At 60.2% G+C, this 17736-nt stretch carries 19 protein-coding genes; 3 read left to right on the forward strand and 16 right to left on the reverse strand.

What is annotated here, in order from left to right; translation table 11 throughout:
• Positions 1–26: 26 nt before the first annotated feature.
• The 7 genes from plsY to Q1A51_RS18320 form a co-directional block, all read right to left on the reverse strand.
• Positions 27–641: a glycerol-3-phosphate 1-O-acyltransferase PlsY gene (gene plsY, locus Q1A51_RS18290; RefSeq protein ID WP_299604553.1), complete on the reverse strand. Its 615-nt coding sequence runs from the start codon at positions 639–641 to the stop codon at positions 27–29.
• On the reverse strand, positions 642–1946 hold the full coding sequence (gene pyrC, locus Q1A51_RS18295) for a dihydroorotase (RefSeq protein ID WP_299604555.1): 1305 nt from the start codon (positions 1944–1946) through the stop codon (positions 642–644). It lies immediately after the preceding gene.
• Between the two features lie 435 nt (positions 1947–2381).
• Entirely contained in the window at positions 2382–2657 is a 276-nt protein-coding gene (locus tag Q1A51_RS18300; protein WP_299604557.1) for an amphi-Trp domain-containing protein, read from the reverse strand.
• A 476-nt stretch (positions 2658–3133) separates the two neighbouring features.
• Entirely contained in the window at positions 3134–3601 is a 468-nt protein-coding gene (nusB, locus tag Q1A51_RS18305; protein ID WP_299604560.1) for a transcription antitermination factor NusB, read from the reverse strand.
• Positions 3598–4143, reverse strand: a complete 546-nt coding sequence (locus tag Q1A51_RS18310; protein ID WP_299604563.1) for a 6,7-dimethyl-8-ribityllumazine synthase — start codon at positions 4141–4143, stop codon at positions 3598–3600. The genes nusB and Q1A51_RS18310 overlap by 4 nt, the downstream gene beginning before the upstream one ends.
• A complete protein-coding gene (gene ribB / locus Q1A51_RS18315; RefSeq protein ID WP_299204778.1) occupies positions 4140–5261 on the reverse strand; it encodes a 3,4-dihydroxy-2-butanone-4-phosphate synthase in 1122 nt (373 codons plus the stop codon). Before ribB ends, Q1A51_RS18310 begins: the two co-directional genes overlap by 4 nt.
• A gap of 206 nt (positions 5262–5467) precedes the next feature.
• Positions 5468–6055, reverse strand: a complete 588-nt coding sequence (locus tag Q1A51_RS18320) for a riboflavin synthase (protein ID WP_299204775.1) — start codon at positions 6053–6055, stop codon at positions 5468–5470.
• Between the two features lie 153 nt (positions 6056–6208).
• Between Q1A51_RS18320 and Q1A51_RS18325 the strand changes: the two genes are divergently transcribed.
• The 3 genes from Q1A51_RS18325 (at position 6209) to Q1A51_RS18335 (ending at position 10803) form a co-directional block, all read left to right on the forward strand.
• Positions 6209–7501 carry a capsular biosynthesis protein gene (locus Q1A51_RS18325; protein WP_299604568.1) on the forward strand — a complete coding sequence of 431 codons (1293 nt, stop codon included), beginning with the start codon at positions 6209–6211 and terminating at the stop codon, positions 7499–7501.
• Positions 7502–7648: 147 nt separating this feature from the next.
• Complete coding sequence (locus Q1A51_RS18330) at positions 7649–8785, forward strand: polysaccharide biosynthesis/export family protein (protein ID WP_299604571.1); 1137 nt, start codon at positions 7649–7651, stop codon at positions 8783–8785.
• 5 nt (positions 8786–8790) lie between these two features.
• Positions 8791–10803, forward strand: a complete 2013-nt coding sequence (locus Q1A51_RS18335; protein WP_299604573.1) for a capsular polysaccharide biosynthesis protein — start codon at positions 8791–8793, stop codon at positions 10801–10803.
• On the opposite strand, the gene ribD is transcribed toward Q1A51_RS18335, so the two are convergent.
• The 9 genes from ribD to rpoD all read right to left on the reverse strand — a co-directional run bounded on the left by ribD (position 10800) and on the right by rpoD (position 17634).
• A complete protein-coding gene (gene ribD, locus Q1A51_RS18340) occupies positions 10800–11897 on the reverse strand; it encodes a bifunctional diaminohydroxyphosphoribosylaminopyrimidine deaminase/5-amino-6-(5-phosphoribosylamino)uracil reductase RibD (protein ID WP_366870197.1) in 1098 nt (365 codons plus the stop codon). The two genes, Q1A51_RS18335 and ribD, sit on opposite strands and share 4 nt — an antisense overlap.
• Complete coding sequence (gene nrdR, locus Q1A51_RS18345) at positions 11894–12361, reverse strand: transcriptional regulator NrdR (protein ID WP_299043536.1); 468 nt, start codon at positions 12359–12361, stop codon at positions 11894–11896. Before nrdR ends, ribD begins: the two co-directional genes overlap by 4 nt.
• Before the next feature lie 123 nt (positions 12362–12484).
• On the reverse strand, positions 12485–12913 hold the full coding sequence (locus Q1A51_RS18350; RefSeq protein ID WP_299604575.1) for a hypothetical protein: 429 nt from the start codon (positions 12911–12913) through the stop codon (positions 12485–12487).
• 216 nt (positions 12914–13129) lie between these two features.
• A complete protein-coding gene (locus Q1A51_RS18355; protein ID WP_299604577.1) occupies positions 13130–13555 on the reverse strand; it encodes a hypothetical protein in 426 nt (141 codons plus the stop codon).
• 64 nt (positions 13556–13619) lie between these two features.
• A complete protein-coding gene (locus Q1A51_RS18360) occupies positions 13620–14030 on the reverse strand; it encodes a secondary thiamine-phosphate synthase enzyme YjbQ (protein ID WP_299604580.1) in 411 nt (136 codons plus the stop codon).
• Between the two features lie 39 nt (positions 14031–14069).
• Positions 14070–14447 carry a DUF4166 domain-containing protein gene (locus tag Q1A51_RS18365; RefSeq protein WP_299604583.1) on the reverse strand — a complete coding sequence of 126 codons (378 nt, stop codon included), beginning with the start codon at positions 14445–14447 and terminating at the stop codon, positions 14070–14072.
• Positions 14448–14634: 187 nt separating this feature from the next.
• Positions 14635–15057 (reverse strand): DCC1-like thiol-disulfide oxidoreductase family protein, encoded by a 423-nt coding sequence (locus Q1A51_RS18370; RefSeq protein ID WP_299604586.1) that lies wholly within the window; start codon positions 15055–15057, stop codon positions 14635–14637.
• Between the two features lie 109 nt (positions 15058–15166).
• Complete coding sequence (locus Q1A51_RS18375; protein ID WP_299604589.1) at positions 15167–15652, reverse strand: hypothetical protein; 486 nt, start codon at positions 15650–15652, stop codon at positions 15167–15169.
• A complete protein-coding gene (gene rpoD, locus Q1A51_RS18380; protein ID WP_299204743.1) occupies positions 15649–17634 on the reverse strand; it encodes an RNA polymerase sigma factor RpoD in 1986 nt (661 codons plus the stop codon). The genes Q1A51_RS18375 and rpoD overlap by 4 nt, the downstream gene beginning before the upstream one ends.
• Positions 17635–17736 lie beyond the last annotated feature (102 nt).

A 17736-nucleotide genomic window follows, 5' to 3' on the forward strand; every position in this document is an offset into this window, starting at 1 on the left:
AAAAGCAGACAGAACCGCGAAGTCACTTACACGTTCTTTTGACCTATCTTCGGTTCAGTTCCCGCTTTGATGCGACGAATGTTTTCGCGGTGCCGCCAGAAGATCAGAAGCGTAAGGATGATCCCCAGGAGCAGTCCATCTGGCGCGCCGAGAAACATCATCAGGAATGTACATGAAGCGGCCGCGACCAGCGCACCCATCGACGAAATGCGCGACAGTCCCGCACCGATAAGCCACGCAATGCAGGCCCCTAGCCCGACGGGCCAGTGTAGTGCTGTCAGCAGACCAAGAAAGGTTGCAACACCTTTGCCGCCTTTGAAGCTTAGCCAGACTGGATAACAGTGGCCCAGCATCGCAGCGAGCCCAGCTATCTGTGCTGCGTCTTCTGCTCCCGCAATCATTCGAGCAAGCAGCAACGCTGCGGCCCCCTTTCCGGCGTCCAACACCAAAGTCAGCGCAGCTGCCAGTTTGTTACCGGTCCGTAAGACATTGGTGGCGCCGATGTTGCCAGATCCAATCTCGCGCAGGTTTCCGAGGTTCATAACCCGCGCCAAAACCATGCCAAAAGGGATCGACCCAAGGAGGTAGCCAATCACTGCCCACAGGGCCAGTGTCGCTTGTGTGCTTTCAAGAAGGGGCATTTAGTCTCTTTTGTATACGGATCGTCCAGCGACAAAGGTTTCCAAAACCTTACCCTGCATCCGTGCCCCGTCAAATGGGGTGTTGCGCGATTTCGAATGCAGTGTGGCACGATCCATCACAAACGGCGCATGCGGGTCAAAAAGAACAAGGTCCGCCGGGGCGCCCACAGCCAGCCGCCCGGTTTCAAGCCCAAGACGTTTGGCGGGATTCAGCGACATGGCACGCCACAATGTAGGCAGGTCGATTTGGTCGGCGTGAAACAGGCGCATTGCAGCAGGCAGTAACGTCTCAAGCGCGACTGCACCAGACGCGGCCGCTTCGAAGGGCAGACGCTTGCTCTCTTCATCCTGCGGTGTGTGCATTGAGCTGATGACATCGATAAGGCCGGTCCGAACTGCTTCGGCTATCGCCACGCGATCCTCCTCGTCTCGCAGAGGCGGCTTGATCTTGAAAAATGTGCGGTAGTCGGACACATCCAGCGCATTCAGCGCGAGATGATGGATGGACGTCCCCGCGGTGATGTCAAACCCGTTGTTTTTCGCCCTCTCCAGCGGCGGCAGTGCACGCGCGACAGTGATCTGATCAGCGTGGTAGCGTGCTCCAGTCATCTCGACCATCGCGATATCCCGATCAAGTCCCATGCGCTCGGCCATGGGTGACACAGCAGGAAGGCCGCGAAGCGACGCAAACTTGCCCGATGTGGCCGCAGCGCCTGCGCTCAACCCGGGATCCTGCGGGTGCCCGAGCACCAATGCACCCAGCGAACGGGCATAGGTCAAGGCGCGGGCAAAGACCTTGCTATCAGCGATCACCTGATCGCAGTCGGTGAAGGCGACAGCGCCGGCATCCAACAGAAAGCCGATCTCGGTCATCTCGCGTCCCTGCCGCCCCTTTGTCAGAGCAGCCATGGGCAGAACATTAACTGGTGCTGCCTCACGGGCACGGCGGATCACGAACTCCAAGGTCTCGGGATTGTCGATGACCGGGTCGGTATCGGGACGGGTGACCATTGTAGTAACCCCGCCAGCTGCCGCCGCGAGCCCTGCAGACCCAAAGCTTTCTTTGTGCCTTTCCCCAGGCTCGCACACCTTCACACCGACATCCACGATGCCCGGCGCCAGGTATTTGCGCTGGCAGTCGACAACCTGTGAGAAGTTTGCAGTTGCAGTTTTTTCAGCATTCAATTCAGTGTCTTGCGTGAGCCGTTCCGCAATCCTTCCAGCGCGCACGACAAGCGACCCCGTGGTCACTGTGCCCGCTTCGGGGTCCACCAGTTTGGCGTTGTTGAACAGGATATCTGTCATGCTGAGCCCCGCGTCAGTATGGCTTGATCCCGGTTCAGCAGTCGGAGGAAGCAATGACTACCTCTTGTAAACAAGGCAATGAAGCCCGCTTTGACACAGAGAAAGACTGGCATGATGCTCCGAAACCGAGACCCCGGTCGCCTTGTCGGACAAAGCAACCATTTTGTCCAGCGAACTGCGCAAGAGCGGCCTCAAATGGTGGGTGTCATAAGGGCGGACTACCCTCAGCAGCTCATTTGACGGTACGGTTGGATCGAGTTTGGAACACCAGTTCAGGCCTCAAAAAGCAACGCACGGCGTTTTGCCAAAGGTCTCAGGGACCCTGCGGCAGAGCAGTCCGTATCGCACTTACTCGTCCAAGTGATTGGCGGTAATTACCGAGCAGCTATTGAGCCATGAAGTAAACAAATGCGCGCTTCCGGTTGCTGGCCGGTCTTAACCCAACTCGACAGGGCCGGTTGGTGTGTCACCGTCATACCACTTCATCTCGACTTCAAGGCTGTGTTGAATGCCTTTGTTTCGCTTCTCCTCGTCCTCGACTTTCAACTCCAGCATCATTCGATCGGGCAAGCTCAGCACGATTTCATCCTGACCTTTCCGCAGGATCACCTCGGCCGCATCAAAGCGGTCTGCGAGGCCGCGCAAGAAGGTCGCGATTTCGCCACGGCTCTTTGCTTCCTTGCTGCTGAACAGAGTGATTTCACGTCCCATTTCTGACTCCTCAATTATTTCGTGGGATGGTTGAGAGACGACAAGTTCCCCCGCCCAAATGCGTCGCAACGCGGGAGGTTATTCAACTCAGTTGTGAATTGGGGTTTGGAATGACGTGGTTCAAGCAATGCTTGGTGCGACACGTGAGCCACGCGACCAATACGGCCCAGACGCGCCACCGGAACCTAGCTGAAGTGACCCCCCTGATACCTCAGGTGTGTGGGCGTGCAGCAACGCACAGTAGAAGCGCCCGCTATGAGACCATCTCGCATCCGCAAGAGGACTTGGTCTCGCTCATCCACGCCCCATTGGAGGATCGACGCTGCACAACAATCTGGCAAATCAAAACGACAAACAAACGAGGGATGACGTAGGCAAAACCTTCTCGCGCGTTTGCAATTTTAGCGCAAAGCACGGTGTCATCCGACAATGGCCAACCCGCGTTCATCTCAAGCGCAAGCGTTCGAAAACTTGCGTCAAAACGCTTCCGGTCGCGCCTCCCGCGCCATGTGGTCCAGCACCGCGTTCACGAATTTCGGTTCTTTCCCTTCCGGAAAAAATGCCCGCGCCACATCCACATATTCCACGATCACCACCTTGGGCGGCGTCGCGGTATCGCGAAACTCAGCCCCTGCCGCCCGGAACAGCGCCCGCAATGTCGGGTCAATCCGCGCAATCGGCCATTTCGCTACCAGCGCCCGGTCCGTCATCTGGTCGATCGGCGCCTGGTAGTTCACCGCGTCGTCCATGACCCGCGCAAAATGGTCCGGGTCGCCCTCGGTCATCTCGTCGCCCTCGTAGGACGCGCCAAAGCGGTGGTCCATGAACTCGACCTTGATCTGATCAACGGTCTGAGCCGTCTGTTCCATCTGGAACAGCGCCTGCACGGCATAGAGACGTGCGGCCGAGCGCATCTTGCGTTTCTGGTTGCCCGAAAGGGTCATGCGGTCGTGGATCCTGTCTTGGATGCCAGCTGGTATTCGGTGGCCGGTTTGAACCCGACCCCCTTGCTGGAGCGGCCCCACTTACGGCTGAGCGCGATCAGGTGCAAGGCCGCAGCAGCGGCCCCGCCGCCTTTATTTTGGACTGAGGGATCGGCGCGCACTTCGGCCTGCTCGGTATTCTCGACCGTCAGAATGCCGTTGCCGATGCACAGGCCCTGAAGGCCCAGAAGCTGGATGGCGCGGGACGAGTCGTTGCAGACCGTCTCGTAATGCGTCGTCTCGCCCCGGATCACGCAGCCCAGCGCCACGTAACCGTCAAAGTTCGACAGGCGTTCGGCAATGCCGATGGCGGTGGGGATCTCAAGCGCGCCCGGCATTTCCACAAGATCCCAGGTGGCGCCTGCGGCCTCGATCTCGGCCTTAGCGCCGGACACGAGGTTGTCTGCGATCTGTTTGTAATAGGGCGACACGACGATCAGGAGCTTGGTCGGATCATCAAAGCTGGGGCGGTCCAGCACGTGGTGGTCTATGGATGCCATCATTTCTCTCCGAGGATGGGGCGGGTGCCGACGATCTCAAGCCCGTAGGCGTCGATGCCCATATAGGTGGTGCGAGGGCTATCGGTCAGAAGGATCAGGCGCGACAGGCCCATGTTCGAGAGCATCTGGGCGCCAAGGCCCGTATTCTTGACGATGCGCGGGCCCGCCTCTTCATCAGTGAAGAGTGACTTGCGCGGCTCGCGGAAGAGGCAGACAACGCCGCGCCCTTCGGCGGCGATCAACTCCATCGCGCGGGGCAGCTCGCCCACGGGTTTGTCGCTGAGACCCAGAATATCCGTCACTTCAGTCAGTGCATGCGTGCGGACCAGCACCGGTTCATCCGTTGTCAGATCTCCCTTCGACAGGGTCACGTGCTCGATGCCATAGGTTTGGTCGGTGAAAATCCGCATGTCCCAGTCGCCACCATGCTGAGAGGTTACCATGCGGCGGTCCGTCTCGACCACGAGGTTGTCGTGGCGGCGGCGATAGGCGATGAGATCGGAAATCGTGCCGATCTTGAGCTTGTGCTTGGCGGCATAATCCACGAGATCGGGCAACCGGGCCATGGTGCCGTCTTCGTTCATGATCTCGCAGATGACGCTGGATGGGTAATGCCCGGCCAGCCGCGACACGTCACAGCCCGCCTCCGTATGACCCGCGCGGACCAGGACGCCGCCCTTGCGAGCGCGCAGTGGGAACACGTGCCCGGGCGTTGCCAGTTCGGCAGACGTGGCTTGCGGGTTCACAAGCGTCGAAATTGTCAGGGCACGGTCGCCGGCCGAAATGCCGGTGCTTACGCCCTCGCGTGCTTCCACGGACACGGTAAAGGCCGTCTCGTGGCGTGAGGAATTGTGCATTGCCATCATGGGCAGGCCCAGATCGTCGATCCGCTCGGCGGGCAAGGTCACACAGATCAGCCCGCGCCCGTGGGTCGCCATGAAATTCACGGCAGCCGCATCGGCAAAATTGGCGGGGATCACCAGGTCGCCTTCGTTCTCGCGGTCCTCGTGGTCGACCAGGATGAACATCCGGCCGTACTTCGCCTCTTCGATGATCTCTTCGATGGGCGAAATGGCAGCGGCGAGGTCAGTCTCGACCGGCCCGGGGGTCTCAAAGCTCATGGGTCACCTGTGGCAGCATTGTGCGCGACATAGAGGATCGCGCATATCAATACCAGTGCTACGGCGCGCGCAGGGTCTACGGCCTTCCCCTGCTCCAAAACATCCTCCCCGAAGGCCCGATCCGCCGCTGCACCCTCGCCTCCCATGATGCGAGCACGAGGGAAAGGCGCGCCAGGAATGACGTCGGGCGCAGCCTGTTCTTTGGATCAACCCGCCTCTGCCAGCCGCGCGACATAACGGGCGAGTGTGTCGATCTCGAGGTTGACCGCATCCCCGACTGCAACATCGCCCCATGTTGTCACCTCTTTAGTATGCGGGATGAAATTAATGCCAAAGATGGCGTCCTGCACCTCGTTCACCGTCAGGGACGTGCCATTCAGCGCGACGGATCCCTTAGGCGCAATGAAACGCGCCAGATCATCCGGGGCACGCAACTGCACCCGCGTGCTGTCGCCCTCGTCGACAACGGACACCACCTCTGCCACGCCGTCTACATGGCCTGATACGATATGCCCGCCCAGTTCATCGCCGACGCGCAGCGCACGTTCCAGATTCACCCGGCGCCCAACGGCCCAGGCCGACAGGTTGGTTTTTGAGACCGTCTCGGCGCTTACCTGCACGTCGTACCAGTCCGGACCAAGGTCGACGACAGTTAGGCAAACCCCGTCAGAGGCAATGGATGCCCCCATATCGATTCCCGACGTGTCATATCCTGTCTGGATGCGCACACGCAGGTCGCCCTCTTGCTTCAGATCCGTGATGGTACCGATATCGGTGACAATGCCCGTAAACATGATTGCGCTCCTTGCCGTTCTGACCCGAGGTAACTGTGCATATCACCAAGGGCAAGTGTCACAGAAGTTGCAGATTTTTACCGCTTGAGCCATAAATCCGCCCCAGTCAGGTGTTCATCATGGGTCAAGACATTGCCGAGTATCAGGGACCAGATGACACTGCACGCCCCCGAAGACAGGGTGTTCCTGTTTCTGCAGGGACCCCATGGCCCATTTTTCAACCGCCTTGGCGCGATGTTGCGCCGTGCGGGGACAACCGTGTGGCGTGTCGGGTTCAACGCGGGGGATCGCGCGTTCTGGTTTCATCGCAGCAGCTACATCCCCTTCACCGGCACTACCGCCGAGTGGCCCTTCACGTTTTCCCAACTGCTAAACGACAAGGGCGTGACCGACGTCGTTCTTTACGGTGATGTGCGCCCCATCCACGCGCAAGCTGTGGCCGAGGCCAAGCGGCGCGGCATCACCGTACACGTCTTCGAGGAAGGCTACATGCGTCCCTACTGGGTCACCTACGAACGCGGCGGCTCCAATGGCCATTCACGCCTAATGGACATGTCAGTAACCCAGATGCAGGAAGCGCTGGCCCTGTCGGACATGGAGGCGCCGCTGCCTCCCAGCACTTGGGGCGACATGCGTCAGCACATATTTTACGGCGCGCTGTACCACTGGTTTGTGATGTTCCGAAATGGCAGTTATCGCAACTTTCAACCGCATCGTGCATTAAGCGTCTCGCGTGAATTTCAGCTGTATCTCAAGCGCTTGTTTCTGATGCCGATCCAAACGATGGATAGGGTGCAAGCCACGTTGCGTATCCGGTACGGTGGGTTCCCGTATCACCTCGCGTTACTTCAGTTGGAACATGACAGCAGCTTTCAGGAACACTCGCCCTTCAAAACCATGCAAGAGTTCCTGGACCTTGTGATCCGCGGCTTTGCCGAAGGCGCCCTGGCCCATCATCACCTTGTCATCAAAGCGCACCCCCTGGAAGACGGGCGTGCGCCGATCCGCAAAACCATTCGAACATTGGCCCGGGAACTGGGCCTGCAGGGGCGAATTCATTACGTGCGTGGCGGCAAGCTGGCGCAGCTTCTGAATGATGCCCGCAGCGCGGTCACCGTGAATTCTACGGCTGCACAACAGGTGTTGTGGCGCGGTATTCCGCTCAAGGTCTTTGGAAAAGCCGTTTTCGCAAAGCCGGAATTTGTAAGTGATCAACCCCTGCCAGCCTTCTTTACCGGGGCGGGCCGTCCCGACAACCGCGCATACAGGGACTATCGCCGCTATCTGCTGGAAACCAGTCAAATCGCTGGCGGTTTCTATTCAGCCCGTGGCCGGCGCCAGTTGTTGCGCCAAGTTGTCGACATGATGCTTTCGCCGGACGATCCCTACGATGCGCTGGCATCAGGCACCGCGGCCCCAAGGCAACAGTTGCGGTTAGTAACCTGACCACCACAACCCCTATGGCTAGATTTTATTACGGGACTCCGGTAGCTTGACGACAAATCAGCGGCGGAAAACCGTCGCAAATACAAAAATGGGTGCGGATCAACCTGCACTCGAGGCAGAACAAAAACAGGTCGAGGAGACCGAGCAGTGATTTTCCAACCGTTCCGCTGGGCGCGCGTGGGTGCGTCGTTGGCCCTTCTAGGGATTCTGGCCTCTTGCGGCTTGCCGCAGATCGGCCCGAACAAACGTCAGATTTTCTCGGGCTCGGTCCAGCGCGAGGGCGATGCGTTCATCGTATCGGTCAATGACCGAGTGACCGAAGCCACCGCTGTTACCCCGGCTCTTGGTTTTTCAGACGCGTTTCGGAATGTAGGCGTACTGGGATCAGACACCATCCAACCGGGCGACGTTCTGGGCCTGACCATCTGGGAAAACGTTGACGATGGTCTGCTGGCTGGAGAATCTCTGAATTCGACCATCCTGGAAGAGGTGCAGGTTGACGGCGCCGGTTTCATCTTTGTCCCATATGCGGGCCGAATCCGCGCTGCTGGCAACACACCGGACGCCATTCGCCGGATCATCACCACGAAACTTGATGACCAAACACCCGACCCGCAGGTGCAGGTGCGCCGGGTGGCCGGGGACGGATCGACCGTGTCGCTGATCGGTTCTGTGGGCGCGCAGGGCGTCTATGCCATTGAGCGTCCAACGCGCACGTTGTCGACCATGCTTGCCCGCGCTGGTGGCGTGACCATCGTGCCCGAGATTGCACGTGTCACCGTAATCCGTGGTGATGTGCGCAGTCAGGTGTGGTTCCAGGATATCTATGATCACCCCGAGTTGGACATCGCCCTACGTGGCGGAGATCGCGTGCTGGTCGAGGAAGACACCCGCGCCTTTACAGCATTGGGTGCCACTGGCGGACAGGCCCGCGTACCCTTTGAAAGTCAAACCCTGAGCGCGCTTGAAGCTCTTGCCCAAGTGGGCGGGCTGCAAACCAATACGTCGGACCCGACTGGGATTTTCGTGTTCCGAAACGAGCCTGCCGAAGTGGCCAATGTCGTATTGGGACGCGATGACCTGATTGGCGCCCAGCGTCTGGTCTATGTTCTGGACCTCACGCAGCCCAACGGCATGTTCCAGGCCCGTGATTTCGTGATCCGCGACGGCGACACGCTTTATGTAACTGAAGCGCCGTACACCCAGTTCGCCAAGATCATCACGTCGATCACGACACCGATCACAGGCGTCAACACGCTTGCCAATGGTGTGACCGGCAACTGACACCGATGAAACGGTCAAACGACTCCGCTGCCGGACCCGAAAGGGCCCGGCGGCTTTATGTTTACAATGGCGGTTTTCTGGCCCGGGGGCGTGTGCGGCGTATTGTCGAGCTTGCGGGTTATGACATCGCGCTTGGTCTGCCCCAGCCCGACGGGATGGTGGGTGTTTGGGGTAACTCTCCGACGGCCCATCGGGGCGAATCCGTCGCCAACCGGCGCGACGCCAACCTGGTGCGGGTTGAGGATGCGTTCTTGCGCTCTGTCCTACCCGGTCGCGCGGGAAGTCCGCCAATGGGGCTTCTGATCGATCATAAGGGGGTGCATTTTGATCCATCTACCCCGTCCGACCTTGAAGAGATACTGGCCACAGATCCGCTGGACGACACAGTCATCCTGAACACGGCACGCGGGGCAATGGCGCGGATGCAGGAGGCACACCTAAGCAAATACACCGGCTTTGATCCCAGCGCCCCGGTGCCCGATCCCGGTTATGTTCTGGTGATTGACCAGACGCGAAGGGACGCATCGGTGACGGCATGTGGGGCTGATCGGAACCGGTTTCTCGAAATGCTGTTTGTCGCGCAGGATGAACACCCCGGCGCCCGCATCCTGATCAAGACGCACCCGGAAACCCTACAGGGCTTTCGCGAAGGCTACTTCAGCCAGGATGATTGCAACGATCGTGTATCGCTTTTTTCGGACCCAGTCAGCCCATGGGCCCTGATGGAGGGGGCGGTGGCCGTCTACACCGTGTCGTCCGGGCTGGGGTTCGAGGCGATCATCGCGGGCCACAAGCCGCGCGTGTTCGGCCAGCCCTTCTATGCGGGATGGGGGCTAACGACAGACGAGTTTCCGGTGCAGCGCCGCCAGCGCACACTGACCCGTGCACAACTGTTTGCCGGGGCCATGATCCTTTACCCGACATGGTACGATCCGCACCGTGATTGTCTGTGCGACCTTGCCGCAACGATGGAAGCGCTGGCTGCAGAGACGCGCGCGTGGCGTGCTGATCACAAGGGGTGGGTCGCCAGCGGCATGCGGCTTTGGAAGCGGCAACCGTTGCAGAACGTTTTTGGTCGCTATGCGCCCGTGCGCTTTCAGGATGACCCCGGTCGCGCCCGCGCGATGGACCGCCCTTGGATGGTGTGGGCAGGCAAGGCGGATGTGGGTCACGAAAATGCTGTTCGGGTCGAGGACGGATTCCTGCGCTCGCGTGGTTTGGGTGCCGCGTTGATCCCGCCGCTGTCCCTGGTCACGGATGATCTGGGGATTTACTATGACCCTGCGCGCCCCAGCCGGTTGGAGCATCTGATCCGCGCGCGCCGCAGCTTGCGCCCGGATCAGACACAGCGCGTGGAACGGCTGATACGCAGCCTGACCGAGGAGGGTTTGAGCAAGTACAACCTGTCAGGTGACGTGCCCGACTTGCCCGCCGGGCGGCGCGTTCTGGTGGTCGGGCAGGTCGAGGATGATGCGTCAATCCGGCTGGGGGCCGGCCAAGTGTGCACCAACGCAGCGCTGCTTGAGGCGGCACGGGCCGCGCGGCCAGACGACATCCTGATCTACAAGCCTCACCCGGATGTGGAGGCCGGTCTGCGTGAGGGTGCGTGCGACGCTGGAGCGCTGGCTGATGTGGTTGCCACGCAGGCCGACATCGGGGCCCTGTTGGCGCGCGTGGACGAGCTGTGGACCATGACATCACTGACCGGTTTCGAGGCTCTGCTGCGCGGTGTGCGCGTCGTGACAACAGGTGCACCTTTCTATGCGGGATGGGGGCTGACCGAGGATCTTGGCGATGTGCCGCCAAGGCGGCGCGAGGACATTCCGCTCAGCGGTCTGGTGCACGCCACCCTGATTGACTATCCGCGCTATTTCGACCCCGTGACCGGCACCGCCTGCCCGGTCGAAGTTGTTGTCGACCGGCTGCGGAACGGACCTTTGCCAAGGCCGGGATTTGCCAACCGGGTGCTGTCAAAGCTGCAGGGCCTGCTGGCCAGTCGCGCGCATCTGTGGCGTTAGACGCGCGCCCATCTGTGACACACGTCCACCCCCATGCGGGACACTGATTTCAGGGTGTAGCGCTGCGCAGCGGCGAGCGTTTCCAGCCCAAGTGCACCGATATTTGGCAGCCCTTCGGCACCAATCACCAACCCGGCGGTGAAGCCCACAAGCTCGTCCACCAGATCCGTCTCAATCAGGGATGCGGCAAGTGCGCCGCCCCCTTCGCAGAACACGCGGGTGACGCCGTGGCTGCCCAACTGCTGCAATATGTCCCGCGGATCAAGCTGAGCCCCGGATGTGCCGCAAGGCAGCAAGGTTGCGCCCAGGTCAAGCCATGTGTCCTGAAGCATCGGGTCGGCGTCGCGCCCGTGGCACAGGATAACGGGAACGTCCTTGGCCGTGCGGGCCAATGTGGACATAAGCGGCAGGTCCAGCCTGCGTGACACGACCACACGGGTGGGTTGCGGCACATCACCAAAGCCGCGCACCGTCAGAGACGGGTCATCGTGCCGCGCCGTGCCACCACCAACCATCACCGCATCGTGTCGGGCGCGCATGGCGTGAACACACCTGCGCGCTTGCGGCCCGGTGATCCACTGACTTTCACCTGTGCCGGTGGCGATGCGCCCGTCGAAACTGCTGGCGAGCTTGAGGGTCACGAACGGACGGCCCTGTTCGGTGCGCAGGGTAAAACCGATATGGTCGGCCTCCGCCTCGGCCTCGCAGATGCCGGTGGTCACCTCGATCCCCGCTGCTTGCAGGATCGCGATGCCCTGCCCGTCCACCCGTGTGTCGCTGTCGCGCATGGCGATCACGGCGCGACGGATGCCTGCGGCCACGAGCGCCTCAGCACAGGGGGGGGTTTTGCCGTGATGGGCGCAAGGTTCAAGGGTGACATAGGCGGTAGCCCCTGCCGCATCGCTGCCCGCCTGCGCGAGCGCTTCGGTTTCGGCATGGGGTCTGCCGCCCAGCTGGGTCCAACCCCGCCCTATGATACGTTCGTCCTTGACGATCACGCAGCCCACGGCGGGGTTCGGGGCCGTTTGCCCCATTCCGCGCCGCCCGAGGGACAGCGCCAGTGACATAAAGCGGATATCCTCCGCTTTGCTCACTCGTCTGATGGAGTGTCTGGTCGCAGCTCGGCCACGAACTTGTCGAAGTCATCCGCCGCCTGGAAGTTTTTGTAAACGCTGGCAAAGCGAACGTAGGCCACCGTGTCGATGCGGTTTAGCGCTTCCATCACGATCTCGCCGATCTGCTTGGACTGGATGTCGGTTTCGCCCATGCTTTCAAGGCGCCGCACGATGCCCGAGATCATCTGATCGATGCGTTCGGGATCGATGGGCCGCTTCTGCATCGAGATGCGGATGGAGCGTTCGAGCTTGTCGCGGTCGAAATCCTCGCGCTTGCCATTGGACTTGATGACCACCAAGTCGCGCAGTTGGACACGTTCATATGTGGTAAACCGCCCACCGCACGCCGGACAGAAGCGCCTGCGCCGGATCGAAACGTGATCCTCTGCCGGTCGGCTGTCTTTTACCTGTGTGTCAATATTGCCGCAAAACGGACAGCGCATCGCCCATCCCCTTGTTTCAGTCCCGCCTGTAGTGGGGGTTTTCCCCCGTTCCACGAAACTATAGGCGGTTGTCCAAGTTTTGGGTAGAGGGGAAATGACACCGCTACATAAGCGGTGCCAACCTTAGCGCCGTACAAGCTGGTTGTTTGAGATGCGGACCCTCAGGAACGGCAGGTTACGGCATAACGCATAGGCATGGGCCATGGAAAACACCTTGCCCGTGCGACGCACCCCTTGGCTGACAGAGGAGAATGCGTTTGGCACGGGTTGCGTGCTGAACGTCACGCCCTTGCGGCCCGGCGCTGTCTGTGCGTCGCCGCGTCCTTGCGCGATGTAAAGGTCGCCGCCCCGCACGCCGAGGACATTGCGGGCATAGATACCCGCCGCGCACCACATCTGCGTGCCACCTGCCGCGTCGGCCTCGATGACTTCGAACGTGGTGCCGTCGATCTGGTTGACCGGAATCGTGAATCTTTCTCGGCGAGCGAAATCCTGGGCATGTCCCAAGGTCGGCAACGTTATGGCAATGGCAAGGGCAATAGGTTTGAACATCGGGTATCTCCTTTGTTCAAAGGATGTAGGAAGCTTGCACTGAAATGAAAATCACCTTGCGGCGACATGGATTTCAACCGGTCAAAGGCGATTGCACTAAAGTCCCATGCGCAGGTTGGCCGCCTTTGGGACCGAGGTGATGAAAACGCCGCGCAGAAACGCGCTTTGTCACGATGCGGAGCCTTGCATGTTGGCCGCCAGCCTTGACCCTTCGGGTCAGGGTACGAGCACGCGCACCTTGATGTACAAATCGTGGCGGGACCGGCAAAGCGCATTTGCATGGGTCGTGCTGAACGTCTGGCCCGCTGTGCGCACGCCCTGCGAGGTCGAGCTGATGCTGTTTTCGACGGGCTTGGTGGTGAACATCACGCTTTTGCGCCCGGGATAGGCGACCGAGGACGCCCGCGGGGTGAGGACAGTGATGCTGCCTCCGCGTTGCCGCTGGTAATCGCGCACGTACTTTCCCGCGGCACACCACATCTGTGTACCGCCTGCGCCATCATTCTCGATCACTTCGAATGTGTCGGTGTCGATAGGACGCACAGGAATGATCATGATTTCGCGCAGGAAAAACCGTTGTGCCAGCACCGTGGTGGGCAGCAGGATGGCGAGGAAGATCAGGATCAGGGTGCGTGGGCGCATGGGGCTTCTCCGCTTTGTAAGGCCAGCATAGACCAGCGACGACGTGGCCCCAAATCACCTTTGGTCACGTGAGGCCCAGATGCGCAACAACCCGACGATGGTGAGGTGCATCGCGATGTTCGAACAGGTAGATCCCCTGCCAGGTGCCCAACTGTGGTTGTCCGTGCTGCACCGGAATTTGCAGGCTGACGGGCAGCAGCGCCGCCTTGATATGCGCTGGCATGTCGTCCGGTCCCTCGTAGGTGTGGGTGAGGTAGGACATGGACGGGTCCGTGGTGGGCGGCACGAGGCGCGCAAAGAAGTTTTTCAGGTCCGTCTGCACCTCGGGGTCGGCGTTTTCCTGGATCAGCAGGGAACAGGAGGTGTGTTGAACAAAGAGCGTCAGCAGGCCGTCGCCCGTACACCAGTTCGTCACGTCGCGGGTGAATTCGTAGAGCCCCTGCCCGGCTGTGGTGATCTGAAAGGTCGTTTGCATGACTTGATCCTGCGCCGGATGCAGATGGGTTGCAAACCGTCACATGTCGCCTTGAGCGCCGCCTCTCAAGCTCACCGTATCGGATGCCCGCATGAGGGTGCCGTTGTAGTCGATAACGCACCCAAGCCCCATGACCCTGGATGACACATGAAAGGTGATCTGCCCGTCCTTGTCCACCGCTTCACGCCCGCCGCTCCCGCGGAACAGGCGGCGCGGCAAGAGCACGCCAAACATGCGTATTCCCGTGACCGGCATGTTAAGGCCAGCCTGCGTGACGGACCGACACATATGCACCTCGAAGGGGCCGAACCGTTCTGCGACCTGTATGGGCGAAACCTGCCGCATGGTTGAGGACAGGATATGCCCGTCGAAGTCACGGTTCCACCGTTCGCCCTTTGATCCGCAAGCAATCGACATGGCATGGGTCGTTTGGTCATTGGCGCAGGGAAATCACCCAACCGGCACAGGAGCCGAACCAATGCGTTGCCCTGCCGAACCGTGACAGTCCCGATATAGGCGGCATCACATTCACCCCTGTGAAAGGCCAGCAAGGCAGCAGGCAGGTCCCGCGCCCGATCCCCCAACACGCTGAGGACCGCACCGGTCAGGTCCAGCCCCCTGCAATGAACCGCGACCGCAGGCCCGCATCGGGCATCATGCAGGTGTCGTAGCGACCGAAGATGGCATACCTGTTACGCGCGATAAGATGGTAGAGTGGGTTCTTGATGACGCCGGGTAGAAACCGGCAGACTGACAACGCTTTCCACGGCCATCCGAGGCAGCGCATAGCGGCGGCAAAGGCGTCGAGCCGTTGATGTACCTGCCCGTCAACGACAACGAGGTTGGTTTCGAAATCGTCCGTTGGCAGGTCCAGCGACCTGTAAAGGTCGGCCCCAAGCCGCGATTGCGCCAGAACGAAATCAAACCGCTGGCGACGATCATGGCGCAGCATGAACTTGAAAAACCCCGAACACAGTATGCATTCGCCATCAAACACGATTATATCGCGCTGGTTAAACCGGTCCATCAGATCAGGCGACAACGGGATCGGGCGTGGCTTGAATTACCCCTTCATGCCCGAAAGCTAGTGGGTTTCGTATGCATTGGCACCGCGGTCTGGTGACGCAAGTTCAGTGTCAATCCGGGCAGTGTTGCGCGTATGTGCCTGTCGCCCGATCCACGCAATAGCCTGCCGCTTGCATGGCGTCCGCGATGGCAAAGACACCAACCTCTGCCGTTCCCGTTTTGCAGTCCAGATCGGCCAGTTTCTGTTCGCCCTGCGCCACGATCACGCCGCCTCTGGTCGGCAAGTCCTCGGCCATGCGGTCCACCGAAATCCAGGCGGTGTAACGCGTGCCGACATTTTCAAAGGTGATGTCCTCCCAGATCGAACGGCTGACGCCCGGCCAAGGCGTGGCTTGCACCTGACCCAAGGGGCGGGTCAGGGACAATTCCGGTGATCCGGCAGGACCGAAGGCATAGCTCGCCTGCCCTTCACCCACGCAGACGGTGAGGGTTTTGCTTCCGATCTGGCAATTCAGGACAACGTCCAGACTGCCGCATTGCGCCGCTGCCAACCCGGGGGTCAGCGCCAGCGCAAGGGCGACAGACAGCCCCCTCACTGATCGAGGAAGCTGCGCAGTTTGCGGCTGCGGCTGGGGTGCTTGAGTTTGCGCAGAGCCTTGGCTTCGATCTGGCGGATCCGTTCGCGGGTCACGCTGAACTGCTGGCCCACCTCTTCGAGCGTGTGGTCCGTGTTCATGCCGATACCAAAGCGCATGCGCAACACACGTTCCTCGCGTGGGGTGAGCGAGGCCAGAACCCGCGTAGTAGTTTCCTTGAGGTTTTCCTGAATGGCGCTGTCCAAGGGCAGCACGGCATTCTTGTCCTCGATGAAATCGCCAAGCTGGCTGTCTTCCTCGTCCCCGATGGGGGTTTCGAGCGAAATCGGCTCCTTGGCGATTTTCATCACCTTGCGGACCTTTTCGAGCGGCATTTGCAGCTTTTCAGCCAGTTCCTCGGGCGTGGGTTCGCGCCCGATCTCGTGCAGCATCTGGCGGCCAGTTCGGACCAGTTTGTTGATCGTTTCGATCATGTGCACGGGGATACGGATGGTGCGCGCCTGGTCCGCGATGGACCGGGTGATCGCCTGACGGATCCACCATGTCGCGTAGGTCGAGAACTTGTAGCCGCGGCGGTATTCGAACTTATCGACCGCTTTCATCAGGCCGATGTTGCCTTCCTGAATCAGGTCGAGGAATTGCAGGCCGCGATTGGTATACTTCTTGGCGATCGAGATCACGAGGCGGAGGTTGGCTTCGACCATCTCTTTCTTGGCCTGACGGGCTTCTTTCTCGCCCTTCTGAACCTGCTGCACGATGCGACGGAATTCAGAGATGTCGAGGCCGACATACTGGCCAACCTGTGCCATGTCCGCGCGCAGTTCTTCGACCTTCTCGGCCGAGCGTTCGATGAACATCTGCCAGCCGCGCCCGGACTTTTCGCCCATCTCGTCCAGCCAGTTCGGGTCCAGTTCGCGCCCGCGATAGGAGTCGACAAACTCCCTGCGGTTGATCCGCGCCTGGTCTGCCAGCTTCACGATAGAGCTGTCGATCTGCATGATCCGGCGGTTGATGCCATAAAGCTGGTCAATCAGTGCCTCGATCCGGTTGTTGTGCAGATGCAGTTCGTTGACCAGTAACACAATCTCGGCCCGCAGCTTCTGATAGGTCTCTTCGTCGCCTTTGCTGAACGAACCGTCTTCGTTCAGCGTTGCCGAAATCCGGCTATCCTGCATTTCGGACAGCAGGGAATAATCGTGTGCGATGACTTCCAGCGCTTCGAGCACTTGCGGCTTAAGCGCAGCTTCCATCGCGGCGAGCGACATGTTCGCCTGTTCGTCTTCGTCGTCGTCATCATCTTTGGCGATGGGGTTGCCATCTGCATCAAGCTCGGGACCGGCATCCGCCTTATCCTCGGGTTTGGCACTGGTATCGACAACCGGTTCAGACACCTCTTCGCCGTCTTCGCCCATCTGGTTGCCAAAGGTAGCTTCGAGGTCGATGACGTCGCGCAGCAAAATCTCTTCGCTGAGAAGTTCATCCCGCCAGATGGTGATCGCCTGGAAGGTCAGCGGGCTTTCGCACAGGCCCGCGATCATGGTGTTGCGGCCAGCTTCGATCCGCTTGGCAATGGCGATCTCGCCTTCGCGGGACAGCAGTTCGACGCTGCCCATCTCGCGCAGGTACATGCGCACCGGGTCGTCGGTGCGGTCGAGTTTTTCCTGGCCCGTCGCGCCCAGCGTCAGGTCCCGGGTGCCTTCGGTGGTCGTGACCTCGGTCGAGCCCTTTTGCTCTTCCTCTTCGGCCTCTTCGTCTTCGATGATATTGATGCCCATTTCGGACAACATCGACATCACGTCTTCGATCTGCTCAGAGCTGACCTGATCGGGCGGCAGCACAGTATTGAGCTGATCATAGGTGATGTAGCCCTTGTCACGGGCTTCCGATATCATCTTTTTGACGGCTGCCTGGCTCATGTCCAGCGAGTGGGCGCTGTCCTGATCTTCGGTCTTAGCGTCTTCGTTCGTGTCTTTTGCGGCCATACTGGGCTCCTTTACCGGGGCTCCTTGGTGATTCGTCCCCACGAATCACTCCCAGAAACATTTAGTGCTTTGGGTGATTCGGCCACCCATGTACGTGCATTT

Origin of the sequence: uncultured Tateyamaria sp. (assembly GCF_947496075.1) — a bacterium.
GTDB lineage: Bacteria > Pseudomonadota > Alphaproteobacteria > Rhodobacterales > Rhodobacteraceae > Tateyamaria.

Coding starts and splice junctions, on each gene's coding strand:
- plsY (WP_299604553.1), bottom strand. CDS start 641: ATGCCCCTTCTTGAAAGCACACAAGCGACACTGGCCCTGTGGGCAGTG.
- pyrC (WP_299604555.1), bottom strand. CDS start 1,946: ATGACAGATATCCTGTTCAACAACGCCAAACTGGTGGACCCCGAAGCG.
- Q1A51_RS18300 (WP_299604557.1), bottom strand. CDS start 2,657: ATGGGACGTGAAATCACTCTGTTCAGCAGCAAGGAAGCAAAGAGCCGT.
- nusB (WP_299604560.1), bottom strand. CDS start 3,601: ATGACCCTTTCGGGCAACCAGAAACGCAAGATGCGCTCGGCCGCACGT.
- Q1A51_RS18310 (WP_299604563.1), bottom strand. CDS start 4,143: ATGATGGCATCCATAGACCACCACGTGCTGGACCGCCCCAGCTTTGAT.
- ribB (WP_299204778.1), bottom strand. CDS start 5,261: ATGAGCTTTGAGACCCCCGGGCCGGTCGAGACTGACCTCGCCGCTGCC.
- Q1A51_RS18320 (WP_299204775.1), bottom strand. CDS start 6,055: ATGTTTACGGGCATTGTCACCGATATCGGTACCATCACGGATCTGAAG.
- Q1A51_RS18325 (WP_299604568.1), top strand. CDS start 6,209: ATGACACTGCACGCCCCCGAAGACAGGGTGTTCCTGTTTCTGCAGGGA.
- Q1A51_RS18335 (WP_299604573.1), top strand. CDS start 8,791: ATGAAACGGTCAAACGACTCCGCTGCCGGACCCGAAAGGGCCCGGCGG.
- nrdR (WP_299043536.1), bottom strand. CDS start 12,361: ATGCGCTGTCCGTTTTGCGGCAATATTGACACACAGGTAAAAGACAGC.
- Q1A51_RS18350 (WP_299604575.1), bottom strand. CDS start 12,913: ATGTTCAAACCTATTGCCCTTGCCATTGCCATAACGTTGCCGACCTTG.
- Q1A51_RS18355 (WP_299604577.1), bottom strand. CDS start 13,555: ATGCGCCCACGCACCCTGATCCTGATCTTCCTCGCCATCCTGCTGCCC.
- Q1A51_RS18360 (WP_299604580.1), bottom strand. CDS start 14,030: ATGCAAACGACCTTTCAGATCACCACAGCCGGGCAGGGGCTCTACGAA.
- Q1A51_RS18365 (WP_299604583.1), bottom strand. CDS start 14,447: ATGTCGATTGCTTGCGGATCAAAGGGCGAACGGTGGAACCGTGACTTC.
- Q1A51_RS18370 (WP_299604586.1), bottom strand. CDS start 15,057: ATGGACCGGTTTAACCAGCGCGATATAATCGTGTTTGATGGCGAATGC.
- rpoD (WP_299204743.1), bottom strand. CDS start 17,634: ATGGCCGCAAAAGACACGAACGAAGACGCTAAGACCGAAGATCAGGAC.